Source organism: Elusimicrobiota bacterium, assembly GCA_041658405.1.
In the GTDB taxonomy this organism is placed as follows: Bacteria; Elusimicrobiota; UBA5214; order JBBAAG01; family JBBAAG01; genus JBBAAG01.
Genome location: JBBAAG010000001.1, coordinates 105725 through 131332 on the forward strand (window position 1 = coordinate 105725; position 25608 = coordinate 131332).

Here is a 25608-nt window from a genome sequence, read left to right on the forward strand (position 1 = left end):
GAACCATGAAAAACAAATGTGCTTACTTAAGGATGCTGGTCGTATTATTACTATCGTCCCCCGCTTGGATTACCTGTACAAATGTTATGGGAGAAAATACTAAAGTGTTATTATCGCAAAAACAACGGCCGTATATTATCGTTAATAAAGACAAAGTCGCGGAGATAAAAGAACGTATACAAAAGTATGAATGGGCAAAAACCATTGCGGACCGGTTAATAAAACAGGCGAATAACATTGTTGCAACGCCAGTTAACATACCGGATACCGGCGGGGAGTGGACACACTACTATGCGTGTCGGCAATGCGGCCGTACGCTGGATTATGTTGACGGTAAAAACTGGTGCCCTGTCTGTAAACTTGACCATCCCGGGATGCCGTATGATGGTGTTGTTGTCTCGCGTAAGCATCACGCTATTTTAGACAACCTTTTCAACGTTTCTATCGTATATGCACTTACCAGCGATACACGGTATGCTAAGCACGTGCGGGATGTTTTAACTGGTTATGCGGAGAGATATCGTAACTATCCTCTACACGGGGTGAGGTCAAGAACGAATGATAAATCATGGGGTCATGTGTTTTCACAAACACTGGACGAAGCCGTAACGTTTATCTCCGTGGTATGGGCATACGATATTATCTGTAGTAATACGGTTTTCTCTGATATTGATAAACAAAATATTGAACAAAACCTTTTTCTTGAAGTAGCGAAGAATATTATGCGTAACAATTCGGGACGTAGTAACTGGCAGTCGTGGCATAATGGATTGCTTACTGCTGTGGGGTTGTGTTTAAACGATTCCAAGATGGTAAGCGATGCGTTGTACGGTGATAGCGGGTTACAGTTTCAACTAAATAACTCTGTCCTCCCCGACGGTTTCTGGTATGAAAGTTCGCCGTCATACCATTTTTATGCGTTAAAGCCTATCAGAGAAACCGTAGAGATGGCTTCTCTGGCAGGTATTACAGAGTTTGTGGATAATAAACAGTACCGTTCATTATTCGCTGCACCGCTGGAATATGTCCAGCCGAACCTGCGGTTCCCGGGGGTAAGCGATGCGGCAGAGTTTTCGCTTTCCGGGGAAAGCGCTAATTACGAGTACGCATACGCAAAGTTTCGTGATCCAAACTACGCGACAGCAATAAAATCGCGGGGACGGAATTCAATGGAAGCGTTACTTTACGGCGTAGAACCGTTACCCGAAACCGCGGGGTTAGTCCTTACCAGCAAGAATTTTGGCGGCTTAGGCGCAGCTGTATTACGTGAAGGTACAGGGTCAGATCAGCTTTATCTCCACTTCGACTACGGCCCTTATGGGTCAGGCCACGGGCATCCGGATAAACTCGCTATACATTTATACGGATACGGGAAAGTGTTGGCGCCGGATCCTGGGGTACTCAATTACGGTGCAGCACAGTTTACTTGGTGGTACAAACAAACGTTGTCTCATAATACAGTTTTGATTAATGAAAAAAGCCAGGCAAAGGTAGACGGGATACTTGAGTTTTTCCATACTGAACCCGGCTTCCACGTGGCACGCGGTATGTGTGATAATTTATACCCTGGTGTGGCTATGCGGAGAACCGTAGTGCTTACCGACAAATACGTGGTTGATATTTTTGATATCGACTGCGGTACTGTTCCTGTGACAATCGATTGGGCATACCACAACTACGGAATTTTGCAATCATCACTTCCGTGGATTGTTCAACCCGAACCGGTATCAAAAGAAAAAGCGTACCAGTATTTTACTGATATCAAAAAAGCGGAACATAACGATGATTGGACTGCTGATTTTGTTGATACCGCCAGCAGTGTTACCGTGCGGTTGACAATGCTGGGGCATACCGCAGGGGAAACGAATAATGTTATCTATGCCGGTAACGGGTTAGCTGGTAAACCTCCGCAAAAATGTCCGATGGTACTCGCACGTAAAACCGGCGCTACTTCCGCGCGGTATATCGCAGTGATCGAACCCTATCGTACCAGCGAAAATCCGCCGTTACGCGATGTAAAGGTTATAAATAATATTGGAGTTGGCGGTATCGCAAGAATTGAATTAACAAGAAGTGATGCTAAAAAAGACATCATTTCTTTTACTACGGATAAAGTTGAGTTAATAAAATGATCCTCGGTGTGCATTGTTCTATACGCAACGGCTTACCTTCTGCAATAGACGAGGCGGTATCAAAAAAGTGTAATGCTTTACAAATATTTACACATAATCCCCGCGGATGGCGGTACCGGCAGATAAGCACCGGTGAAATCCATGAGTTCCGTAGTAAGGTGAAAGAAAATAATATAGTATCCGTTATCGCGCACTCGCCATATCTCCCGAATTTGTGTACGTCAAACCCTGTGCTCTACAAAAAATCGGTTGATACCCTGATTACCGACCTCAATACGTGTAACGCAATTGGGGCACACTTTTTGGTGATCCACCCGGGGTCATACTCTGAGAATTCTACACGCGAACACGGGCTCATGCAGTTGATCAGCGCTGTGAATAACGCACTGGAGGATCCTTACCTTAATACAAAAGATACGGGTACAGTATTATTGATTGAGAATGTTGCCGGGGGTGGACGGAGGATTGGCGAAAAATTAACTGAATTAAAGTATGTGTATGATAATATCAAACTTAAAGAACGTGCCGGGTTTTGTCTGGATACGTGTCATATATACGCCGCAGGATATGATATAAAAACATCGGCCGGATGGCGGTTTACCGTTAAGGAAATTGAAGACACTATTGGTTTTATCAACGTGCGGATGTGGCATATAAACGATTCGAAGTCCGTCCTTGGCGCGCATCTTGACCGCCATGAACATATCGGAAAAGGAATGATCGGGCTGCAGGGAATAAAGAACGTTGTAACTCATACGATACTCGGGAAATTACCGCTGATACTTGAGACACCAAAAGATCCGCCAGGATCTGATCTCCTCAACTTAGAACGTGTGCGGAAGGTAAGTTGAACAAAAGCTGAGATTATTATAGAATTCTGGTAATATATTAAAAATACATAACGTTAAAAGGAGACTTTTTACAATGCCGGAGATCAGGCAAAACATTATCACACGTGAATGGGTAGTCATCGCTACGGAACGCGCAAAACGGCCCGATGATTTTAAGAAAGGGCGGATAGATACAACTCCCATACCTTCACATGATCCCGCATGCCCGTTTTGCCCGGGGAATGAACAGCAGACACCGTATGAGTCATGCACAATCCGCAATAAAAACGGTAACTGGCAGGTACGCGTGATACCCAACAAATTCCCTGCGTTACTACGGGAAGGCGTGCTTAAACGTAAATACGAAGGGTCTAAACGTTCAATGACCGGGGTCGGGTTACACGAGGTGGTGATTGAAACACCGGAGCATAACCTTGATATCCCGCTGATGCCGGAAAATGAGGTTAAAGAAATCCTTATCGCTTACCGTTCAAGATACGCTGAGATGCTGAAAGATAAGAGGATTGAACAGATAATTATTTTCCGTAATCACGGGTCTAATGCCGGAACGTCGATTGTTCATCCTCACTCACAGATTATCGCTACACCGATTGTTCCACAACAAATACGGTTACGTATGCAGATTGCGATGCAATATCACGACGATACAGGTGAATGTATTTTCTGCAGGATGATGAAGGATGAGCTTGAACAGCAGGAACGCGTAATATTTGAAACCTCGCATTTTGTGGCGCTTACTCCATACGCAGCATTAACGCCGTTCCATACGTGGATCTTCCCGAAACGTCATTCCTCTTCATTCTCCACAACCAATGACGGTGAACTTGAAGACCTTGCGTATGTAATGAAACTTATGCTTGGTAAGTTATACTACGGCCTCGCAAATCCGGACTACAATTTCTGTATACGTTCCGTCCCGTGCAGCGATGATGTATCAGAATATTTTCACTGGTACATAACAATAATTCCGAGGTTAACCAAAACCGCGGGGTTCGAGCTTGGGTCCGGGATGTTTATCAATTCGTCTATACCTGAAGAAAACGCTAAATTTTTACGTGAAGTGCAGATGAGGTGATATATTATGAACAATTTGCCGTTACTCATGATTCCGTTGATAACCGCTCTTACTTCCGGAGTGGATACCAGCCGTATACCTGAAATCACAGATTTTGTTAAACTCTCAACCACTACCGCTGCGGAGAACCAGACAAAAGCTGCTGTGTGGTATGATGACACACATTTATGTTTTAAACTTACAATGTTTGACCCTGCGGCAATGAAGCTTTCACAGGGTACAGTAACACCGGCTTCTCAGCATGACGGGTCGTTATGGAGAGAAGATAGTATTGAACTTTTTATTTCACCCGTCGCAGATGGAACTACATATTTTCATATACTCACCAACCCTGTTGGCGCGGTGTTTGACCAAAAAATGAAGGATGTTACATGGGCTAGTAATGCTGTTATAACAACTAATACCGGCAAGGAGTCCTGGGATGCTGTAATAAAAATCCCATTTGTGTCATTCGGGGTTACTACCCCTCAACCCAATGATGTGTGGCGGTTAAACATCTGCCGGAACTCAATCTCAACTCATGAAACTTCGTCATGGATACCCGCAGCGAAATCGTTCCATTCACCCGCATCATTCGGGAAACTCGTTTTTGGCGGTGAAAAATGCAGTACTGCGCAGATTAACAGGCATACAGCGTTGTATCCCGACAAAAATGTTGTCACCTACAGTATTTACAACAATACCGGCGAGAAAAAGAAGTATACCGCTAAAATTTATTCTACTGATATAGTGATCAACACCTTAGATAAACCTGTTGTTGAACAAAGGATTGAGTATCAGTTGATAGATGGTATACAACCCTCACCCACAGTATATTTTGTTATTGCAGAAACAACTACGGATACTGAACTATTACGCACAATTCTTCCTTCCATCCCGTCGCTTACCGGACAAATGGATACTCTGAAACATGAATTATCAGTTGCGGAAGCTGCGGTGAATACATTACCCGAAGATAAAAGAACCGGGGTAATAAATATTATTGGTGAAGCGAAGAAAGTTTATACCGACGCAACGGTGGTATATCCAACTACTGATATGGATATAAGAAAAGTCAACGCTTCCGCTGCGGTGTTAGCGTATAACACGCGGATGCTGGCATTAACAAAAAATATTGCGGATTATTATGCATTACACAAAACTATCCCCGAAGGTTTTATCGCTACACCGTTGAACCCGTTGATTAAGGTTTTTAAGGATAGTCCTTACACATACACCCTTGAAAAAAATGTTGAGCTTAATACAGCAAAGGATGAGTACACAAGTTTTCAGGTGATCGTTATTCCAACAGAACAAAATGTTGATGATGTAAATGTTGAACTCACTGATCTTAAATGCGGCGATACCGGCGCAGTAATTTCTTCTAAGGACAACATCAAACTATCCGTTGTGTGCTACGTAAAAACCGGAAATCCGGTTTATCCAATCGACCGTATAGGCTGGTTCCCTGACCCATTGCTTGATTTTTATAAGTTTAAAGTTAAGTTCACTGAAGTACAGCCTGTATGGGTAACAATACACGTTCCAGCGGAAACTCAAGCGGGAAATTATAAAGGGAAGGTTAAGGTAACAATTCCGGGGAGTTACTCAGCACAGGAAATACCCGTTACTTTGCGTGTGTACAACTTCGTATTACCCCGAACATCAAGTTTACCGACTGCGTTCCAGTTATGGGATTTACCCGAGAAAATGTATGTCAATACACGCAACTTTATGCTTGACTACCGGGTAAGCCTGATAACCCCTATTTACCAAAAACCTGAATGGGCGGGGAAGGCGTTTAACGAATTACCGGTCGAACAAATAACCGTGGAGTATGAAGACTGTTTCCGTCGCGGTTTGAACGTGTTTAATTTTGCGTTATTCGGTTATAACTGGCCGGGCGGGATTGATTTTTTTAAGGACAGGAAAAATGTCAGGAAAGAAGATTTAGACTTTGCCGTAAAGTTTGTCACTGACTACAGCGCGTACCTGCGTAAACACGGGTGGTTGAAGTATGCGTATGTTTATACCGCAGATGAACCTAAACCTGAAGATTTTGTGTTTATCACACGCACCAGCGAACTTGCAAAGAAGTATTGTCCTGCATTAAAGATACTTAATACAACGTACTATAAAGAACATCTTACGAACTATATTGACATCTTTTGCCCGACTACAGCTAATTTTGATACTGAAATTTTTGAAAAACAACGAAATAAAGGGACTGAGTTCTGGTGGTATGTCTGCCTGTCACCGCGGCGGCCATATGCGAATTTGTTTATTGACTACCCTGCGATTGATCACCGGTTATTATTTTGGCAAACCTGGCAGTATAAATCCCGCGGGTTTTTGTACTGGGGGGTAAATGTCTGGGGTAAGAATACCGCGAAAAACGTTATCCCAAATGAGTACAACGAACTCGTGGATTACGATGCGTCAAACGGCCAGGTGCGGGTATTCAACGGTGATGGGTTTTTGTTATACCCCGGCCCCGGTGAAAAAGCTTTAAGTACTCTACGGTTTGAATGCCTGCGTGATGGTATACAGGACTACGAATATTTTGTTATCCTCCAGAAAAAAATTAATGAACTAAAGAAAAACGGAAAGTATAAAGACTGGGTGGAAGAAGCGGAAAAACTTGTGGTAGTGCCTGATACTGTCAGTAAATCAGTAACAGAGTTTTCAGTGAATCCAGAATTTTTGCTTGAACACCGCAATAAGATAGGTGAACATCTGGACAAAGTGTTCACTAAATAGGAAGTGAGTACCGGGTTTTGAATCCGTTTTATTTATATAACAGATACTTTTTGCGTATCTTCAAAAACTTTTGGTGTTCATCATTCCACCCGGCAACTATTGTGTCTACCGGCACACGGGCAAGGAGTTGTTCACGGACGTTACTGTTGCCGCTTAGCCCGTCAAATGCAGGGATTAACTTAAAATTATCCGGGAAAAGTTTTATCATTGCATCCACCATATGTACCCCGAGCGTTACTGCCTGAACTTTTTCTCGGTCGGTAACTTTAATTTTTACGCCATAACACGTTTCGCCTTTGTACTTATAAAATGACGCTGCATCAGGAACGAATTCTGTTGGCTCAAACGTAACTCCTGAAATATTCCGTGAGTTTAATTCTGCAGCATAGGTTGTTGAACTTATCCATGGCGCTCCGGTATATTCAAACGGCGCTTCCGTCCCGCGGCCTTCACTGACATTAGTCCCGCGGCCTTCAAATAACGCTACCCCTGGATACAACAACGCGGCGGTAAGGCTTTTCATATTCGGTGACGGATTAATCCAGGGAACATTGGTGTTATCCAGCCACATCCCGCGGGTCCATCCAACCATTTTCACAACCTGTATCTTACACCCGATTTTGAACTGTGTATTAAACAACAATGCAAGCTCACCTACGGTCATCCCATGCCGTACCGGCAAAGGGTAATGGGTAGCAAAACCGCCCCAAAACTTTTTATCCAAAATATTTCCTTCAGTATAAACCCCGGTGATCGGGTTCGGGCGGTCAAGAACAATAACTTCTTTCCCATTTTCTTTTGCAGCTTCCATTGCGAGCGCAAGGGTGGTTATATACGTATAAAACCGTGTCCCGATGTCCTGTATGTCAAAAACTATAATATCAACATTCTCAAGCATTTCTTTCGTTGGTTTTTGAGTTTTCCCGTAAAGACTGTGGATCGTAAGGCCGGTTTTTTCGTCTACACTGGAGTTAATCTTTTCATCCTTATCCCCGCGGATACCGTGTTCCGGCGCAAATAATGCTGTTACTTTAATATCGGGTGCTGCGTATATAAGATCAATCACGCTTTGCCCGGTTTTGGTTTTTCCTGTATGGTTAGTGATTATACCCACACGTTTATTTTTGAGGATTTTGAACCCGGACTTCTGCAATACTTCATTACCCAGTAATACTTCCGCTGATACTTTTGGTACTGATGACATAAGATACACTCCTGTTATTAATATAAGACTGCCTGCGTGCCATAGATTTGGTTTCATTATCGCAAATATTTCCTTTCGATATACTTTTGTATCATAATATGGTACTTATCTAGTTATTATATATTATTTGAGAAAACAATTATAACTTGAGGGGAAAGAAAAAACGCGGGGATCATTGAAAAAAACCGGATTATTTGTTAATAATATAGGTTATGTATGAAACAAGGGGGAGATTGAAATGAAAAAAGTTATGGCAGTACTCGCAGTTATGATATTAGGTTTTACCGGTGTAGCATACGCCGGGATTACAGATGACGTGCAGACCGCTACAAACGATATTAAGACCGACTTTTCGTCGGTAAGTTCGTGGTTCGGCAGCCAGTTGAAACCCGGGCTTGAATTCAACGCATCAGGCGGGATGTACTTACCCGCAAACGTGTGCCATTTGCTGGGGTTTGAAATTGGCGCAATCGCGGGGCTTAATACGTTCAATATCGACCTCTCAGCATTTAAGAATTTAGCGATGAACGCATTTGATGCAAATAAATACGCGTTACCCGAAATGCTTGCATTGCCGCAGGTAATGGTCCACGCAAAGGTAGGGTTACCGTTTGATCTTGACCTCGGTGCAAAGTATGGTACCAGCGAAATCAGTATTGATGTTACAGGGACTAAGTTTGCGTTTAAGAACCAGGCAATGGGCGCTGAAGTGCGTAAAAAAATTATTGGCGGCGGGCTGGAAGGTATTATTTTGCCTGACATCTCAATTGGTGTGGGGATGGATATGTTAACCGGTTCACTCACAGCGGGGCAGGCGTATAATGTTACTAATACAGACACTTATTCGGGTTATAACTATACCCAGACGGTTAACGCTGCAACAACGTTATCTTCCGACTGGGCAATCACGTCAATGAACGCAAAACTTATGGTTAGTAAGTACTTATTATTCGTAACACCATTTGCCGGTGCGGCGGCATACTACAATACTTCAAAGGTTAACACCAAAGTCAACACTAACGGCAGTATTACTTTAACCGAATATACGTCGGCTAGTACTTCAAGCAGTTCGGCCTTTACGATTGAAGGGCCGGGTAATCTTGAATCCACCGGTATGGACATCGGTTATTTTGGCGGGTTGGAATTTAGTATTTTAGTAGTAAAAATCAATGTCAGCGGCGAGTACCGTATGGGTGAAACACGGAATAAAGACCGTTACTGCGTGAACGCAGGATTACGGTTGGAATTCTAAGCTTTATACCAGAAATACTTATTTCTTTTTCCAGGACGCTTCGTCCTTAACCTGAATAGTTTGTTTCGGTTCAGTCTTCACAATTTCACAAGTGGCAGATTTTTTTCCTACTTCCGTGACTTTAACTTCACCGATTGTGCTGTATACTTTCTTGATTTCTTCACCCGTATCAGGGTCAGTCACAACTTTTGTTATACGGCGTATCATAAAAACCATGTCTTTCTTCACTCCAGAATCCAGGCCGGCATTGAGTGTAACAATATTTTCTTCGATATCCGCAACTTTTGCAAGCACTTCGTTAACCTCTTCGATTGCGCCGGTAGTAACATCAGTTGGTTGTTGAGGTTTTATCGTTCCATCCCCGCCTACCTGAGCGGTAAGTTTTGCAACAAAATCAGTTACTGCTGTGCGGGTAGCTTTACCGAGAATACTTTTATGGAAATCATTACTCCCGAACGAAAAATGCGGGACGCCGGATAACCATACCGACAAACCTGTCTTAGTTTCTTTCCCCTGCCCGTCAATCGCGGTAAGGATCTCCGCGGTTTTTACGCTGACCACCCTGGCATCAATCGCGCATTGCGCAACGTTGTTCTGTACTCTCCCGACGTAGGGGATTGATATATCGTTGGATTCCACAGCGAACTGTGTTATTCTCCCGACGATGATATAGTCAACACCAAGAATTTTTCCTAACTGCGCGGCAGTGTTTTCATTCACCGCGCCGGAAACGCCGAGTTGCTGTTCTGCCATAACTTTTTGTAGTTGTTCACGTTCAATCATAGAAAACTTGCCGCTTTTTACAAGGTCGGTTACCAGCATGTCCGACACGCCCTGCCCGACATTCCAGTTACCCCACCAATGATCAATCGAACCTTCACTCAACGGCATAACGGCCATACGCGGTTTACTTCCCGCTGTGAATGCCGTTGTCCCCAAAGTAGCCAGTAATACTGTGCATGTAAATAACGCAATAAATTTCTTCATTTCTTTATAACCCCCTTAAAACTTTCTTTATCCATTTTTCTGTTATACCATAAACTTTATCTTCTAATTGCGGTGAACTATATGTATGATCCGCTCCTGCAATAACTTTCATCTCAAACAGGTTGCCGTTATGTTTAAAATGTCGGGCATACATCCCAGCGTGGGTTAGCGGTATACTTTTATCATTATCCCCGTGCACAACCAGTACAGGACTGGTGTAGGCGGGCATTGTATGTATTGCAGGAAATTGATAAATATCGTCAATAAAGGGTTTCGTAAGAGCATTCCCAGCTCGAAGGTGGTACCCTTTCCGGCGGATATCTTCTGTTACCTGTGGTGTACGTGTAAGTATAAATTTTGGGTCAGCTACGGCAGACCATAACACCGCGTACTTAACTATTTCTGGTAACTTATTTGCAGTCATAAACGTAACGAACCCGCCAAGGCTTAATCCCATAATACCGATACGGTTTGTATCAACCCCGGACAGGGTTTTTAAAAAGTTAATCCCCTCAACAGCATCTGTTATCTCGCCAGTTATTGTCATATCCTTAAAATCGCCTTCACTATCCCCTGAGCAACGAAAGTCAATCCTTAATACCGCAACGCCCTGTTTTGCTAACCGCCGCGCAAATTTGGTGAATAACATATGAGCTTCTGACTTGTTCCCGGTAAAACCATGGCACATAAGTATTGCCGGAACTTTTGAGGGACGCGATTTTTTTCTTTCAGGATAGTGCCAGATACCATAAACGTACTGCCCGTGAACTTTGTATTTAACAAATGTTTCCATAGATCAATCAACTCCTTTAATAATCGAACATTTTAACATATTACAAAATAATATTGTGATATAATATTCATTAACTAAACTAACTAGGCAGTTATGGAAGGAGTTATGATGAATTTTTTTGTGCGATTGGCACTGATAGTATTAACATCCTTTTTTGTGTATGTACCGTCAGCAGGAACGCTGCATGCGCTAATGTTGTCTACCACTGTACAGGACACCAACCCGCCGGAAGCTATGTTCACATCAATTTATGATAATGATTACATCACAGCCATGCCTCTTCTCCGCGGGTATATCAAGGACGATGTTGCGGTTAGTGTTTCAAGTATAACATTTAAGATTGACGATGTGTTAACCCCGGGCGTTATTTATGACACTACAACATACATTTTTACATATCAGGTAAACATTGCGTTAACGGAAGGGGAGCATTACTTTTCAATAGAAGCATCCGATCTCGCGGGGAACATCAGCAGTAACGAAGTTTATTGTAAAGTCAGCGGAACTGACCTCGTTGTGGAAAACGTTTCTAATTTCCCTAATCCGTTTAATACCACCACAAAATTCGCTGTCATGATAAGCAAACAAACCACAGAGGTTAAGGTTGAAATTTATACATTCACCGGAGAACCGGTCCGCTCATTAACCCTTTCCTCTCCGGGTATAGGATACAATGAGCTTGAGTGGGATGGTAAGAATGAAGCGGGGAATGCCGTTGCGAGGGGTGTTTATTTTTATAACCTCACAGTAAAACCGTCAAGCGGTAACCCGGTTAATTACCTAAAAAAAATGGTTAAGAAATGATGGGAAATAATATATGAAAACAAAAATTATTTATACTGCAACCCTAACAGCCATATTATCACTGTTCTCCGTGGTCTGTGTTTATGCCGGATCAAATGCCGGGGTTGGAACAGCATCATATTTACGGCTCATAAGCACCCCGAAAACGTCGGCAATGGGACTCGCCGGGACAGGGTTGGTGAATGAACTGGAATCTATAATGTATAACCCCGCGGCAATTGCTACACTCAAACAAAACAGCGCGGAAGCTGTGCATATGGAATATCTTACACTAATCCAGCATGAAACTGTTATTGCCGGATATATACTCCCGTGGAAAGGCGTTATGGGTTTAGCTGTTAATAGTATTAACTTCGGAGATATCGCTGTGACTGACACTGATGAATTATCAGGACGCGACATTCCCCTGGATGTAATGGTACCAACGGTCATTATTGGAACACTGAGTTATGCACAAAAAATTTTCTTGCCATCTTTATCAGCAGGGGTAGCAGTAAAGTATGCGCAAGAAAAGTTCAGTACCGCTGATGAAACGGATATCGCAAATATAATCTCCGTGGATGCCGGTATAATGTTTGAAGTGAACCAGTCATTAACTGCGGGTATGTGTTACCAGAACATAGCGGGTTCTTCCGGGAAATACGCGTTACCCGGTGTACTTAAACTCGGTGCGGGATACAAGTTGCTTGACAATGCATTGACAATCGCAGCGGATTTTGACTTACCCTCAGACGCTGCGGGTTTCTTTAGCATCGGCACGGAGTTTGCGTTAACCCCCAACATTGCGTTACGCGCAGGGTATAATACCGGTACAGCAGCGATTACCGGTGGAGGGATAACCGCAGGAATAGGCCTGACCTGGGAAAAATGGCAGTTAAACTATGCGTATGTACCTTATGGCGGGTTAGGATTGACTCACAGGGTTGGGCTAAAGTTTACGTGGTGATAAAATAAATAAGATGAGATTATTTACAGGCCTCGTGTTTTTGTTATTGACTAACATAAGTATTGCAGCAGCGATTGATGAAAGGGTTAAAACAATGATTCCTGAGCTCTCAGAAATTATTGATAACGGGGAGTATACAAACGCGGAAAAGCTTATCACACAGTACATCCTGAAAACCGGGGACACAATTTTACCGGAAGACCGGGCACGTTTATTATGGGAAAAAGAAAAACTTAAACGTATCCGTCTTGACTATACTTTATCTGCGGAAGATTTACAGAAAGCGCTAGCTAAGAAAATTAAGGATTTTAAACCCGGCGAATTCAGGGAATGGGATGAATCACGGATGTTTGACAAACGTGTAATTGATGGTAAGACATGGTATATTAATCCCAGTGTCAGCAACCTGTTTTTCCGTTACCGCGATATCTATCCCCGCGCTATAGAATGGAAAGACCTCGGGAAAAAAGCGCAGGATTATCTTTCATTAGTGACAAGTATCACCGGTGAATACGCAACTACAAAACAACCCCTGCTGGCTCAGACAACGTTTATACTGACCCTTGAAATACGAACGGATACCGCAGGGATGAAAAAAAACGAACTCCTGCGGTGCTGGTTACCTATACCGTTGAGTATCCCGCGGCAGATAAATATTACCATCCTGGAATCCACACCAACATATAAAAAACAAATTGCTACACCGGAATTCGCGTGTTTATACTTTGAACAACCCGTAACCGGTGATACAGCAGTATTTACCGTTAAGACAAAATATAACTCGTATGCGTATTATAATCCGGTGAATCCCGAAAAAGTTATTCCATATGAAAAAACTGATCCGGAGTATGTCAGTAATATTAAAACCAGGACACCGCATGAGGAACCGTCAGCAGAACTTATTGAACTTACGAAGTTTATTACTGCTAACGAAACTAATCCGTATCTAAAAGCAAAAATGATTTATGACTGGATTGCTGAAAATATTAAGTACAGTTTCGCAAATGAGTACTCCACTCTTGACAATCTTTCAAAGTATACTTATGAACATATGTACGGTGATTGCGGGCAGATAGGCATGTTGTTTATTACGTTGTGCAAACTTTCCGGTATACCGGCGCGGTGGCAGTCAGGATGGACAATCATACCGGGAGAGGAAGGTATGCATGACTGGACAGAGATATATATTCCGCCTTATGGATGGCTCCCGGTTGATCCGCATAGAGGAAGTTTTGAAATGCATTACGGCAGTTTTACTCTTGATCCCGAACAATGCAGAAAAGTCCGTGACTTTTTCTTTGGTAATATTGATCAGTACAGGTTTGTGATAAACAATAATCACAGTTATACGCTTATACCATCAAAAAAACACTTCCGTGCGGAAATCGTTGATTTCCAGCGGGGTGAACTTGAAACCGTGGATACCGGCTTTTATTTTGATAAATTTAAGTGCACGGTAAAATCAGAAAATGTTTCTTATGCAAAGTAAACACGGAATAGCGGCAGTAACTTTCTTCGCGGTTCTCTATATTACAGTTTCCTCGCCAGTGCTTCTCTACAGCGCTGTTTATAATCTTGACTATATAAAGAAAGTTACTTTAGAGAATAACCGGGCGGTATTGTCCTCAAAAAAGAAAGTTGATACCGCAAAAAGTAAGGTACATGAAGCCGCAGCGGGATATCTGCCGGTAGTCTCAGCATTAGCTAAGTATCAGTATACATCATTAATTCCGGAGATGAACGTATCATTTCCTGTCACAATCCCAACCGGCCCTACAACAAGTATTACGAAAACTATTGATAATTCCATCAAAATCGGTGATGACGACAACTGGATGCTTGGCGTGGCGGTACAGCAAAACATTTTTTCGTGGAACCGCGTGAGAAATGCGTATAGTGCTGCAAAAAATGCTGTTGTGACAACAGAGAGTGAATATATAAAAACATGTAACGACGCGGTGAATGACGCAGCTACTGCGTTTTATACCGCGCTATTTGCGAAGGAACTGGTGGAGACACACAGGGCATCACTTGACCGTGCGGAGGAACACCGTAAAACCGTGGAATCAAAATTTAATGCCGGAGCGGTATCCAAACTTGACCTTCTGCGTGCAAAGACACAGGTGGCTAATACTGAACCTCTTGTAGTGCAGGCGCAAAATATGTATGACACTTCACTGGTAAGGTTGAAACATTTAATGGCACTGGAACAAAATACTGAGGTTATATTAAACGGTAAACTTGAATACGTGCCGGTTGAGATTATACTAAATGACTGTATTTCTTCAGCGCTAAAGACACGCAGTGAGCCCGCTATCGCAGCAACTGCTGTGGAAACCGCTAAGCTGAACACAAAAATTGTGGGTACAAAAAATAAACCTACCCTCTTTGGCCTTGCGGGATACCAGTACCAGTACCCGTTTTATTCTAAACTTGAATGGAAAGACAGCTGGTATGCCGGTTTAACGTTTAACTGGCAGATATTCACCGGTTTTGCTGTATCTAACGCAATAACCCAGGGTAAACTCATTGAACAACAAGCTGAGATTGCGCAGGTGCAGGTACGTGATGGTATTATTGTGGAGATAACACAGTCGGTACTAAAACTTCATGACGCGAAGGAACGTATTAAGTCGCAGGTGGAAAACGTAGCATTGGCGGAAGAAATGTTAAAAATCGCGAATATAAGTTTTTCAAATGGTTGCGTTACTAATCAAGAAGTACTTGACGCGCAAATGGCATTGACGCTTGCCGGGACAAATTATCTTCAGGCAGTGTATGACTACACTCTCGCGAGGATTGCTCTGGATAAAGCAATGGGGAAATATTAAGTAGCAGGAGGAATATAATACATGGTTGGTAATAAACATAAACCGCCGGTGATCATACCGGTAATTCTGGTACTGGGCACAGCGGTATACTTTTTAGCGACGCATAAATGGTCAGCGGATAATACAAACATTACAGCGGCGGGAACAATTGAAGCTACTCAGGTGGATATATCCTCAAAAATTCCGGGAACAATCACTAGGCTTAACTTCAAAGAAGGCGAAGTTGTGAATAAAGGCGTTTCCCTCGCTGAAATTAATCATGATGAACTCGATGCGCGGCTCGCACAGGTACAGGCACAGGCAATGGCTGCGATGGAACAAATTAATCAGGTGGAGATTAATCTTAATAATATCAAAGATAACTTTAAACGCACACAGGAATTGTACACAGCAGGATCTGTTTCTCAGCAGCAATACGATACTGTAAAAACACAGTATGATACTCTGCAATCACAATATTCCGCGGCAAAACAAAATTATAACCAGGCATCCGCTGCGGTGGATGTCATTAAGTCTCAAATAGGCAACGCGTATTTCCGTTCACCGATTGACGGGACAATTGTAGATAAGCCCGTGAGTATCGGGGAAACTTTGTTCCCGGGAACAGTTTTATGTTCAATAGCCGACCTCGATGATGTATGGTTAAAAATATATGTCCCTTCAACAAAACTCGGACGGATTACGGTTGGGCAATCTGTGGAAGTTACCACTGACTCGTTCCCCAATAAAAAGTATGAGGGTAAAATTATTAATATCGCAACAAAAGCGGAGTTCACTCCAAAAAATATTCAGATAAAGGAAGAACGCGCAAAATTGGTATTTGCCGTAAAAATCGGTGTACAGAATATTGAACAGGAACTTAAACCCGGGATGCCGGCTGATGCTATTATCAAGCTTAAGTAAGTATTAAAATCCCTATGCCTATTCTTTCCACTAAGGGATTACAAAAAGTTTTTAGTGATACTTCCGTTACTGCCGTTGATGGTTTAACTATCAGCGTTGAACCCCGTGAGATCGTGGGACTAATCGGCCCGGATGGCAGCGGTAAAACTACGGCATTACGTATGATCTGCGGGGTAATACCACCAACTTCAGGAACTGTAATAATTGACGGGTATGACATTCTGGCTAACCCTGAACCGGTTTATCATATATTCGGGTATATGCCCCAGAAATTTAGTTTATACACCGACCTTACTGTTGAAGAAAATCTTGACTTCTTTGCCGATATGTACGGAGTATCAAAAAAAGTCCGGACTGAACGGTTTAAGCAGTTATATGAGTTCTCACGGCTTGAACCCTTTAAAACAAGGTTGGCTATGAACCTTTCCGGGGGTATGCAAAAAAAACTGGCGTTAGCATGTAATCTTATCCATACACCTAAATTACTGGTTCTTGACGAACCAACTACCGGAGTGGATCCCGTATCACGGCGTGAACTCTGGGATATGCTGTACAAACTTGTCGCCGGGGGTACCAGTATTGTGGTCAGTACGCCGTATATGGACGAGGCGGAACGCTGTCACCGTGTAGGGTTGATGCATGAAGGTAAGATTATACGCTACGGTACACCGGATGAAATCCACGGATTATCAAACCAACAAGTGTTTGAGATTATCACTACTGACAACCATCACGCACGGAATGTTATCTCAAAAACCTGTCCGGACATAAAATTTGTGTATATCTTCGGTGATACATTACACGCAACCGCCGGGATGGAAACTGATGCCGGGAAGGTTAATACCTCAATTGTTAACACCCTTACCGCTGAAAAGGTGGGGGTAAAAAGTTTTTGTGTAATCCATCCGTCGTTTGAAGATATTTTTATTGAACTTTTACAGGAGAAAACGGGATGACGGGTAGTAACAACAATATATCTATCGACGTTAAAGCGCTTACCCGTAAATTCGGTAAGTTCACGGCGGTAAATAATATCAGTATGCAGGTGAAACAAGGAGAAATTTTCGGTTTTCTCGGTCCGAATGGCGCGGGGAAGTCTACAACAATACGTATGCTCTGCGGGATTATACCTCCAACAGAAGGAACGGCAATTGTTGCGGGGTACGATGTTGTTACCGTACCGGATAAAGTTAAGGGTTCAATCGGGTATATGTCCCAGAAGTTTTCGTTATACGACGACCTTACCGTAAGCCAGAATATAGATTTTTACAGCGGTATTTATCTTGTCCCTAAAGCTGAGAAAAAACAGAGGAAAGAGTGGGTGCTTAACACCACGGGATTAACTGACAATATTAACACTCTTACCTCCAACCTTTCAGGCGGATGGAAACAACGCCTGGCGCTTGCCTGCGCGGTTGTTCATAAACCAAAAGTCCTTTTTCTGGATGAACCCACTGCGGGGGTTGACCCGTTAGCGCGGCGTAAGTTCTGGGATCTTATATATGATACCGCGGCAAATGGAACTACAATACTGGTAACCACGCATTATCTGGACGAAGCGGAAAACTGCAACCGCATAGGGTTGATCTATAACGGTGAAATCATTGCTATCGGCACACCCGGAGAGGTTAAGGCTGACGCGTTACCTGAGAACATACTTGAACTTAACTGCGGAGACTGTCTTGCTGCAATGGATATACTGTCAGGAAACGAGTTTGTGAAACAATCAACGCCGTTTGGTAATATGCTGCACCTGATACTCAACCGAATATCGGGATCAAATAACGGGGTGGTGGAAAGTATAAAAACAAATTTATCTTCCCGGGGGATACAGGTTGTCTCCGCAGAATTTGTCCGGCCGTCACTTGAGGATGTGTTTATATATTTGATCAACGAAAAACTGGGTAGGTGAAATCATAATATGAAAATTGATTTTGTACGTATCATCGCAATCACCCGTAAAGAGTTGATACAAATATGGCGTGACCCGCGAACATTGGTACTGGCAATCGCGATGCCAATATTTTTACTTTTGCTTTTCGGATACGGCATATCGTTTGACATAAAAAATGTGCCGGTAGGTGTCTATGATCAGGACAATTCGGTGCATAGCCGCGAGATAATTGGGAAAATAATGAATTGTGGATACTTCAGGTACGCAGCAAAGGTAGTGTCTCCGAATGAAGTTAATAATTTACTTGACCGCGGAAAATGTAAGATTATTATCGCTTTCCCTCCGGGGTTTGGTAAAAATGTTGTTAAAGGCACAGCACAGGCAGTACAGTTATTAGTAGACGGTAGTGAGTCAAATTCCGCAACAATTATTGTGGGGTATATCGCAGGGATATTGCAAGCATACAATATCGAACTGACCGTCCGCGTGTTAAACAAATATGGAATACCGTTTAGTAATGACAGGTTTCCCCCGGTTAAAGTTCAGCCCCGGGTATGGTATAACCCGGAAATGCGCAGCAGTAATTATATTGTCCCCGGGGTTATTGTTACCGTGATGACAATCATCACTATTATCCTTACCTCATTTACTATTGCGCGGGAACGCGAACGCGGGACTTTGGAACAACTTATTGTCACACCAGTGAAAGCTTATGAAATAATGATCGGTAAACTACTTCCTTACCTTGTGATCGGGATGGTGGACATGATAATAATATTTTTTATGGGAACACTTGTGTTCCATGTTTCATTCCGGGGAAATTTTGTAGTATTATTTTTTACCGCACTGATTTTTGGTGCAAGCGGACTTGGGTTCGGGTTGTTAATCTCAACCCTGGCAAAAACTCAGCAGGTGGCAATGATGATTGCATGGCTGACGTCGATGTTACCGGCAGTACTGTTATCCGGGTTTGTATTCCCGATCAACAGTATGCCCGGGATCATACAGGTAGTGACATACATTATCCCCGCACGGTATTTTTTGGTTATTGTCCGTAATATTTTTCTTAAAGGCAACGGTCTTGAAGTTTTTTGGGGTGAAACACTGGTTCTTGCACTGCTGGCAGTATTGACATTAACCATTTGTTCTGTACGGTTTAAGAAAAGGTTGGATTAATTAGTATATGGAACGGTTTTGGTATATCGTAAAAAAAGAGTTTATACTTTTTACGCATGATCCGAAGATGATGGTGTTAAGTTTTATATCGCCGATAATACAGTTGGTTATTTTTGGGTACGCGGTTACCACAGATATACGCAATATAAAAACTGTTATTTGGGATAATGACGGAACATATGAAAGCCGCGGATTGGCTGATAAGTTTATACATTCCGAGTACTTCAGGATTACCGGTTACGCGCGGGATGAGAACCAGTTTGAATCGTCAATCCAAACCGGGCGCAGTGTTATTGGAATACATATACCCTCAGGATTTGAACGTAATATCAAACGCGGCCGTTCTGCTGAAGTACAGGTAATAGTTGACGGAAGTGATTCTAATGTTTCAAATATAGGGTTAAACTATGCGCAGCAGATTGTTAATACCTATGCTGAGAAGTTTATTGAACAAACGATCAAACCCAGGTTGATACAGATGGGGACAACTACAAATATGCCAAAAATCACAGCTGAAGTCAGGATATGGTATAACCCAACACTGAAAAGCGCTAACTACATGGTCCCCGGGGTATTAAGTTTGATACTGTTATTACTGACCTCAATCCTTACTTCAATGGCAATAACAAAAGAACGCGAGACCGGGACTATGGAACAGGTGATTGTCACACCGGTACGGCCGTGGGAGTTGATGATCGCTAAAATTGTTACCCCCGCGCTGGTCGGATTTATGGATGTTATCATCATAATTATTACCGGAAAAATTGTGTTTGCCATCCCGATAAACGGAAGTTTGACATTAATGTTTGCAACATCATTACTCTTTCTCCTGACCACCCTGGGGCTCGGATTATTTGCTTCCGCAGTCTCGCAAACACAACAACAGGCAATGATGACCGCGTTTTTTTTGATGCTGCCTCAGATGCTTTTATCCGGGTTTATGTTTCCTATAGAAAACATGCCGGAGATTATACAGTATTCAACATACCTGTTGCCGTTACGGTACTTCCTTGTGATTGTCCGCGGAATTTTTCTTAAAGGCGTAGGGGTTGATATCCTATGGCCAGAGATCCTGGCGTTAGCGATATTCGGAGTTGTGATCCTGGGACTGAGCTCTGCATTGTTCAAAAAACAGTTGAATTAAGACTTTTCCTCGTCAAAGACGTATTGTAACAAGTATGCGAGTTGTGGTATACTTATAAAAATGGAGTTTTTTAAATGAAACAAGGGTTTAAGAATGTGAGGACAAACCAAAATTTATGAATAAACTAAAACTTGCGTTACCTAAAGGCAGTTTACAGGAATCTACTGTAGAACTTTTTGCGAAAGCGGGAATAAAAATCCGTACTGCGGAACGTTCATACTTCCCTTCCTGTGATGATGAAGAAATTGAGATAATGCTTGTCCGCGCACAGGAAATTGCGAAGTATGTCGAACAAGGAGTGTTTGACTGCGGGGTAACAGGTTATGACTGGATCTGTGAAACCGGTGCGAAGGTAAAAGAGTTAGGAGAACTTATTTACGCGAAAAGCGGGTTTCGTCCCGTAAAATGGGTCCTTGCAGTACCCGAAACATCAAAGATTAAATCCATAAAAGATCTTAGGGGTAAACGTATCGCTACAGAAGTGGTCAATATCGTAAAAAAACATCTTGCAAAAAATAAAGTTAAGGCGGAAGTAGAATTTTCATGGGGCGCAACTGAAGCAAAAGTGCCGGAATTGGTTGACGCAATTGTTGAACTCACGGAAACAGGGTCATCCCTCCGCGCAAATAGGTTAAGGATTGCAGAAGTACTACTGGAATCCACTACACGGCTGATCGCGAATACACGGTCGTATAAGAATACATGGAAACGTACGAAGATGGAAAATATATTTATGCTGCTAACCGGTGCGCTTAACGCTGTCGGTATGGTTGGGCTTAAGATGAACGTCCCAAAAAATAAACTTGCGGTGGTAACCAAATGCCTGCCGGCATTACAGAACCCTACAATATCCTCGTTATCCAACCCTAACTGGGTGGCAATTGAAGTTATACTCGAAGAAAAAGTTGTTAAACGCATTCTCCCGGAACTTAAACGCGCAGGAGCGGAAGGTATTATTGAGTATCCGTTAAACAAAATCATATATTAAATGCAGCTACAGAAAGACTGGACAAGAAGGTTTTTATGAATACAGAAACAGTAAATAAAGTACGTGTACGTTTTGCTCCAAGCCCTACCGGGTTTTTGCATCTTGGCGGAGCAAGAACTGCGTTATACAACTACCTATACTCGCATAAACTTAATGGTACGTTTATACTCAGGATTGAAGACACTGACGAGACACGGTCAACTAAAGAATCGTTGGAGTCTATCCTCAACGGCCTTAAGTGGCTGGGGTTAAACTGGGATGAAGGCCCTGAGACAGAGAACCAGCCCTATGGCCCGTATTTCCAGATGCAACGTCATGAAAAGGGGATGTATACGAGATACGGTGAACAACTGATCAACAACGGCCATGCGTATTGCTGTTACTGCACACCGGATGAACTTGAACTTCAGCGCGCGGACGCTATGCGCCGTAAAGTACCACCAAAATATAATGCGCGATGCCGAACTTTAACACCTGAAGAACGTAAGAAAAAAGAAGCCGAGGGACGTAAGCCGGTTATACGTTTTAAGATGCCGAATACCGGAAAAACCGTGTTTCATGACCTTATCAGAGGCGATGTTGAGTTTGATAACGCATTACTTGACGATTTTGTATTAGTCAAAACTTCAGGTGTGCCGACATTCAACTTTGCGGTTGTTATTGACGACCATTGTATGGCAATCACGCACGTGCTCCGCGGGGATGATCATATTTCAAATACACCAAGGCAGATATTGTTGTTTAACGCTCTGGGATTAACCCCTCCGGCATACGCGCATTTTCCTATGATCCACGGGAGTGACGGGGGTAAACTTTCAAAACGCCACGGTGCGGTTGCGGTGTTTGACTACAAAAACGCGGGATACCTGCCGGAAGCTATGATCAACTACCTCGCGTTACTCGGATGGTCAACTGAGGATAGCCAGCAGTTGTTTAAACTCAATGAAATGTCACAAAAATTTTCGCTTGAACATTGCGGGAAAAGCAGTGCAGTGTTTGATTTCAAAAAACTTGAATGGATGAACGGTGTGTATATCCGTGAACTCACAATTGACAAGTTATTGGACCGTTTATCTGACCCTAATTCGCCGATACTTCAATGGGCGGCAGAGAACGGTGTCACAAAGGATACCGCGCAACCTGAGAAAAGGGAGTTCATAAAAAAAATTATTACCGCTGAACATGAAAAAATTAAGTTTCTTACCGATATTCCCGGGTTAACTGAATATTTTATTAAGGATATCACAGATCCTGCGTTAAAACTTTATGATGAAAAAGCGGTTACTAAAAGTATTAAGTCAAAACCTGACAGCCGGGGGATACTGACAGACCTTCGCGGTTTACTGGAAAAACAGGAGGACTACAGCGTAATTGCGCTGGAAGCATCTGTCCGGGCGTATGTTACCGAGAAAAATATCGGCGCGGGGGCAGTGTTTCATCCTTTACGTGTAGCGGTTTCCGGGCGTACAACCGGCCCCGGGGTGTTTAATATACTATCCTTACTGGGTAAAGAACGCGTGCTTAAACGCCTTGATTACACATTGAACAATTTGGTATAGTTATTAATCGTATTTAGTACATATAAGAAGTGCGCGGTTTTTTTGTTGTACAGCGCACAAAAATGATGGCTGTATAACGGAGGCCGAGATAAGAATAATATGATTGACTGGAAAAAACGTATTTCTCCTGATGAAAAGTTTGAGACGTTAACCAAACTTACTCCGCGGTATTTAGTATTAGGCGCGGGGATACTCAGCGCGGTACTCATTGCGGTAGCCATACTTATTGTTTATTGGATAGGAACTAAGTTTATCGCATCCGTAAACACACAAACAATTATGGCGGTCAGTGCACAGTGCGTTATGATATCAATATTATTCGGGCTGGTAATCGGGACGATCGCAACTGAACTTGAATGTTTCTTTTACCGTAACCGTCTACGCCCGTTCCGTTCATGGTACGTATGGCCGTGGGTATACGTTTTTTTCTCGACCTCTTTAATCATAATATTCTCGTTATTGTTAACCCTGATTTTTAATAATAACGTTCTTGGAAAGTCTTTACTAAGATTTTTTAGTTTCCTGACCCTTGACCTTCTTGCCTGGGTGGCGCTTATCATTGGTGTACTGGTAATATCCTTCGCCCTGGCAAACCCGTTGGAGTACGTATGGCGGTGGCTTTACCGGTTATTACTGCAAACCGTCTCTGATGTTGATTATATTTCAATAATTGAAGAAAAACGGTTTTTGAATGAGTTAAGGTTTAGGTTTGATGAAGCACGAAGGTATCAGATACCGTTATCCCTGATGGTTATGCGGGTAAGTAATTACGATTATCTTTCAAACCTTCTTGGTAAACGCACAATGCATAAACTACAGCGGGAAGTAAGCGAAATGATTGCGGAGCATTTACGGCATACCGATGTTATTGGTATCCTTAAAGACGGGCAAATGCGTATGATCCTTACCTATACACCAATGAAGAATACTGCGCTTATCGGTGAACGTGTCCGAGAGATCGTACTGCAAAAGGAGTTTCATGCGCGGGACGGGCAAAAGGTTGTGATGGACGTATCTTTCGGGGTGGGGTGTTATACACCTGATATGCACGAACCGGATGAGTTAATGAAGAAAGCTAATAATGCGATTGGGCAAGTTGATGTCACGGAAACTACGGTTAAGATAGATATGCAAAGGATAGTCGATGGCAATAACTGATGATAACAACAAACCGCAGGGTAGGGATAAAGAAGTTGACCATTTGTTTTTGATACTGGTACATTCTTTAAGCACCGCTGCAATGCTGCAGCTTGGTAAGACAGCGAATCCGGCTACAGGCAAAATTGAACGCGACCTTATTGCTGCAAAACATACAATTGATCTTTTATTGATGATAAAACAAAAAACTCAGGGTAATCTTACAGACCGTGAATCGTTATTGTTGACCACAATACTTGCAGACCTTGAATTAAATTACGTGGATGAACTAAAAAAAGAAGATAACGGCGAAAAAAGCCCTGACAAAACAAACTAATACTTTAGGTTGCCGGATAGTGAAATGGTATCACACATGGCTCTGGACCATGTTTTCTAGGTTCGAGTCCTAGTCCGGCAGTTTTTTTATTGTATTTTTAAGGTTTTTAAGTGTTGTTCAACACTTAGTATAATGTAACCATAGATAATTTTAAATTAGGAGATAAGAATAAACAATGAACATTATTGAAATGAAGGGTGTTACAAAAGACTACCCGCTTGGCAAAACCACGGTTAACGCGTTACGCGGGGTGGACTTCAGTGTGGAAGAAGGCGACCTGTTGTCCGTCGTCGGGCCGTCAGGCAGCGGGAAAACTACCTTGCTTAACATCATCGGGTGTATCGATACCGCGACAGCGGGCACCGTAAAAATTGGGGATAAAGAAATCACAAAAATGCCTGACACGCAGCTCACTGACCTGCGGTTGTACAAAATCGGGTTTATCTTCCAAACGTTTAACCTTATTCCCGTGCTTGACGTACTGGAAAACGTCGAGTTTCCGTTGTTACTAATGAAAAACAAGTCCCGCGCGGAAGTACAGAAACGCGCGGAACAGCTTATCGAAGAAGTCGGGTTGAAAGAGTTTATCAAACACCGCCCCGCGGAACTTTCCGGCGGGCAACGGCAACGGGTTGCGATCGCGCGCGCGTTGGTTACCAATCCGGACATTGTCTTAGCCGACGAACCCACTGCGAACCTGGACTCCCAAACCGGTGCTAATATTCTCGAGCTGATGAAAGAAATGAACAAAAAAGAAAAAACGACGTTTATATTTTCCACTCACGACGCGAATGTTTTGCAGTACGCAAAGCATATTGTTAAAATCAAAGACGGGTTGATACAAGTTGAATAATTA

General features: G+C 42.8%; 22 protein-coding genes and 1 tRNA gene. 20 read left to right on the forward strand and 3 right to left on the reverse strand.

All coding sequences use genetic code 11. The annotated features are described in order from the left end of the window. Positions 1–5 precede the first annotated feature (5 nt). From WC955_00465 to WC955_00480, 4 genes are all read left to right on the forward strand, one after another. Positions 6–2132, forward strand: a complete 2127-nt coding sequence (locus WC955_00465; GenBank protein MFA5857517.1) for a heparinase II/III family protein — start codon at positions 6–8, stop codon at positions 2130–2132. Beyond that, a complete protein-coding gene (locus WC955_00470; protein MFA5857518.1) occupies positions 2129–2983 on the forward strand; it encodes a deoxyribonuclease IV in 855 nt (284 codons plus the stop codon). Before WC955_00465 ends, WC955_00470 begins: the two co-directional genes overlap by 4 nt. Before the next feature lie 73 nt (positions 2984–3056). Then, entirely contained in the window at positions 3057–4058 is a 1002-nt protein-coding gene (galT, locus tag WC955_00475; protein ID MFA5857519.1) for a galactose-1-phosphate uridylyltransferase, read from the forward strand. A gap of 6 nt (positions 4059–4064) precedes the next feature. Continuing rightward, positions 4065–6797, forward strand: a complete 2733-nt coding sequence (locus WC955_00480; protein ID MFA5857520.1) for a glycoside hydrolase domain-containing protein — start codon at positions 4065–4067, stop codon at positions 6795–6797. A gap of 28 nt (positions 6798–6825) precedes the next feature. On the opposite strand, the gene WC955_00485 is transcribed toward WC955_00480, so the two are convergent. After that, positions 6826–8058, reverse strand: coding sequence for a DUF1343 domain-containing protein (locus WC955_00485; protein ID MFA5857521.1), 1233 nt, complete (start codon positions 8056–8058; stop codon positions 6826–6828). 181 nt (positions 8059–8239) lie between these two features. On the opposite strand from WC955_00485, the gene WC955_00490 reads away from it, so the two are divergent. Next, complete coding sequence (locus tag WC955_00490) at positions 8240–9253, forward strand: hypothetical protein (protein MFA5857522.1); 1014 nt, start codon at positions 8240–8242, stop codon at positions 9251–9253. 18 nt (positions 9254–9271) lie between these two features. Here the strand turns inward: WC955_00490 and WC955_00495 are convergent, their stop codons facing one another. After that, positions 9272–10240 (reverse strand): CsgG/HfaB family protein, encoded by a 969-nt coding sequence (locus WC955_00495; protein MFA5857523.1) that lies wholly within the window; start codon positions 10238–10240, stop codon positions 9272–9274. Positions 10241–10244: 4 nt separating this feature from the next. Beyond that, positions 10245–11033, reverse strand: a complete 789-nt coding sequence (locus WC955_00500) for an alpha/beta fold hydrolase (GenBank protein MFA5857524.1) — start codon at positions 11031–11033, stop codon at positions 10245–10247. Between the two features lie 105 nt (positions 11034–11138). Between WC955_00500 and WC955_00505 the strand changes: the two genes are divergently transcribed. The 15 genes from WC955_00505 to WC955_00575 all read left to right on the forward strand — a co-directional run bounded on the left by WC955_00505 (position 11139) and on the right by WC955_00575 (position 25605). Continuing rightward, positions 11139–11837 (forward strand): FlgD immunoglobulin-like domain containing protein, encoded by a 699-nt coding sequence (locus WC955_00505; protein MFA5857525.1) that lies wholly within the window; start codon positions 11139–11141, stop codon positions 11835–11837. A 13-nt stretch (positions 11838–11850) separates the two neighbouring features. Further along, positions 11851–12783 (forward strand): PorV/PorQ family protein, encoded by a 933-nt coding sequence (locus WC955_00510; protein ID MFA5857526.1) that lies wholly within the window; start codon positions 11851–11853, stop codon positions 12781–12783. 13 nt (positions 12784–12796) lie between these two features. After that, a complete protein-coding gene (locus WC955_00515) occupies positions 12797–14272 on the forward strand; it encodes a transglutaminase domain-containing protein (protein MFA5857527.1) in 1476 nt (491 codons plus the stop codon). Next, complete coding sequence (locus WC955_00520) at positions 14262–15614, forward strand: TolC family protein (GenBank protein ID MFA5857528.1); 1353 nt, start codon at positions 14262–14264, stop codon at positions 15612–15614. The genes WC955_00515 and WC955_00520 overlap by 11 nt, the downstream gene beginning before the upstream one ends. A gap of 21 nt (positions 15615–15635) precedes the next feature. Further along, the gene (locus tag WC955_00525; protein MFA5857529.1) at positions 15636–16517 is read left to right on the forward strand and encodes an efflux RND transporter periplasmic adaptor subunit; all 882 of its coding nucleotides are present in this window, start codon (positions 15636–15638) and stop codon (positions 16515–16517) included. 14 nt (positions 16518–16531) lie between these two features. Further along, positions 16532–17473, forward strand: a complete 942-nt coding sequence (locus tag WC955_00530; protein ID MFA5857530.1) for an ABC transporter ATP-binding protein — start codon at positions 16532–16534, stop codon at positions 17471–17473. Then, the gene (locus WC955_00535) at positions 17470–18429 is read left to right on the forward strand and encodes an ABC transporter ATP-binding protein (protein ID MFA5857531.1); all 960 of its coding nucleotides are present in this window, start codon (positions 17470–17472) and stop codon (positions 18427–18429) included. Before WC955_00530 ends, WC955_00535 begins: the two co-directional genes overlap by 4 nt. A 9-nt stretch (positions 18430–18438) precedes the next feature. Next, complete coding sequence (locus WC955_00540) at positions 18439–19587, forward strand: ABC transporter permease (protein ID MFA5857532.1); 1149 nt, start codon at positions 18439–18441, stop codon at positions 19585–19587. A 7-nt stretch (positions 19588–19594) separates the two neighbouring features. After that, a complete protein-coding gene (locus WC955_00545; protein ID MFA5857533.1) occupies positions 19595–20731 on the forward strand; it encodes an ABC transporter permease in 1137 nt (378 codons plus the stop codon). 115 nt (positions 20732–20846) lie between these two features. Then, complete coding sequence (hisG, locus tag WC955_00550; GenBank protein MFA5857534.1) at positions 20847–21719, forward strand: ATP phosphoribosyltransferase; 873 nt, start codon at positions 20847–20849, stop codon at positions 21717–21719. 35 nt (positions 21720–21754) lie between these two features. Continuing rightward, positions 21755–23278 (forward strand): glutamate--tRNA ligase, encoded by a 1524-nt coding sequence (gene gltX / locus WC955_00555; GenBank protein MFA5857535.1) that lies wholly within the window; start codon positions 21755–21757, stop codon positions 23276–23278. 99 nt (positions 23279–23377) lie between these two features. Beyond that, on the forward strand, positions 23378–24436 hold the full coding sequence (locus WC955_00560) for a diguanylate cyclase (GenBank protein ID MFA5857536.1): 1059 nt from the start codon (positions 23378–23380) through the stop codon (positions 24434–24436). Further along, the gene (locus tag WC955_00565) at positions 24423–24752 is read left to right on the forward strand and encodes a DUF1844 domain-containing protein (protein MFA5857537.1); all 330 of its coding nucleotides are present in this window, start codon (positions 24423–24425) and stop codon (positions 24750–24752) included. Before WC955_00560 ends, WC955_00565 begins: the two co-directional genes overlap by 14 nt. A 10-nt stretch (positions 24753–24762) precedes the next feature. Next, positions 24763–24833 (forward strand) — tRNA-Gln (locus WC955_00570). A 94-nt stretch (positions 24834–24927) separates the two neighbouring features. Beyond that, on the forward strand, positions 24928–25605 hold the full coding sequence (locus tag WC955_00575; GenBank protein MFA5857538.1) for an ABC transporter ATP-binding protein: 678 nt from the start codon (positions 24928–24930) through the stop codon (positions 25603–25605). Positions 25606–25608: the final 3 nt, after the last annotated feature.

What these genes read in the sequence shown, in the direction of transcription:
- WC955_00465 (MFA5857517.1), top strand. Translation starts at nt 6, where the DNA reads ATGAAAAACAAATGTGCTTACTTAAGGATGCTGGTCGTATTATTACTA.
- WC955_00470 (MFA5857518.1), top strand. Translation starts at nt 2,129, where the DNA reads ATGATCCTCGGTGTGCATTGTTCTATACGCAACGGCTTACCTTCTGCA.
- galT (MFA5857519.1), top strand. Translation starts at nt 3,057, where the DNA reads ATGCCGGAGATCAGGCAAAACATTATCACACGTGAATGGGTAGTCATC.
- WC955_00480 (MFA5857520.1), top strand. Translation starts at nt 4,065, where the DNA reads ATGAACAATTTGCCGTTACTCATGATTCCGTTGATAACCGCTCTTACT.
- WC955_00485 (MFA5857521.1), bottom strand. Translation starts at nt 8,058, where the DNA reads ATGAAACCAAATCTATGGCACGCAGGCAGTCTTATATTAATAACAGGA.
- WC955_00490 (MFA5857522.1), top strand. Translation starts at nt 8,240, where the DNA reads ATGAAAAAAGTTATGGCAGTACTCGCAGTTATGATATTAGGTTTTACC.
- WC955_00495 (MFA5857523.1), bottom strand. Translation starts at nt 10,240, where the DNA reads ATGAAGAAATTTATTGCGTTATTTACATGCACAGTATTACTGGCTACT.
- WC955_00500 (MFA5857524.1), bottom strand. Translation starts at nt 11,033, where the DNA reads ATGGAAACATTTGTTAAATACAAAGTTCACGGGCAGTACGTTTATGGT.
- WC955_00505 (MFA5857525.1), top strand. Translation starts at nt 11,139, where the DNA reads ATGATGAATTTTTTTGTGCGATTGGCACTGATAGTATTAACATCCTTT.
- WC955_00510 (MFA5857526.1), top strand. Translation starts at nt 11,851, where the DNA reads ATGAAAACAAAAATTATTTATACTGCAACCCTAACAGCCATATTATCA.
- WC955_00515 (MFA5857527.1), top strand. Translation starts at nt 12,797, where the DNA reads ATGAGATTATTTACAGGCCTCGTGTTTTTGTTATTGACTAACATAAGT.
- WC955_00520 (MFA5857528.1), top strand. Translation starts at nt 14,262, where the DNA reads ATGCAAAGTAAACACGGAATAGCGGCAGTAACTTTCTTCGCGGTTCTC.
- WC955_00525 (MFA5857529.1), top strand. Translation starts at nt 15,636, where the DNA reads ATGGTTGGTAATAAACATAAACCGCCGGTGATCATACCGGTAATTCTG.
- WC955_00530 (MFA5857530.1), top strand. Translation starts at nt 16,532, where the DNA reads ATGCCTATTCTTTCCACTAAGGGATTACAAAAAGTTTTTAGTGATACT.
- WC955_00535 (MFA5857531.1), top strand. Translation starts at nt 17,470, where the DNA reads ATGACGGGTAGTAACAACAATATATCTATCGACGTTAAAGCGCTTACC.
- WC955_00540 (MFA5857532.1), top strand. Translation starts at nt 18,439, where the DNA reads ATGAAAATTGATTTTGTACGTATCATCGCAATCACCCGTAAAGAGTTG.
- WC955_00545 (MFA5857533.1), top strand. Translation starts at nt 19,595, where the DNA reads ATGGAACGGTTTTGGTATATCGTAAAAAAAGAGTTTATACTTTTTACG.
- hisG (MFA5857534.1), top strand. Translation starts at nt 20,847, where the DNA reads ATGAATAAACTAAAACTTGCGTTACCTAAAGGCAGTTTACAGGAATCT.
- gltX (MFA5857535.1), top strand. Translation starts at nt 21,755, where the DNA reads ATGAATACAGAAACAGTAAATAAAGTACGTGTACGTTTTGCTCCAAGC.
- WC955_00560 (MFA5857536.1), top strand. Translation starts at nt 23,378, where the DNA reads ATGATTGACTGGAAAAAACGTATTTCTCCTGATGAAAAGTTTGAGACG.
- WC955_00565 (MFA5857537.1), top strand. Translation starts at nt 24,423, where the DNA reads ATGGCAATAACTGATGATAACAACAAACCGCAGGGTAGGGATAAAGAA.
- WC955_00575 (MFA5857538.1), top strand. Translation starts at nt 24,928, where the DNA reads ATGAACATTATTGAAATGAAGGGTGTTACAAAAGACTACCCGCTTGGC.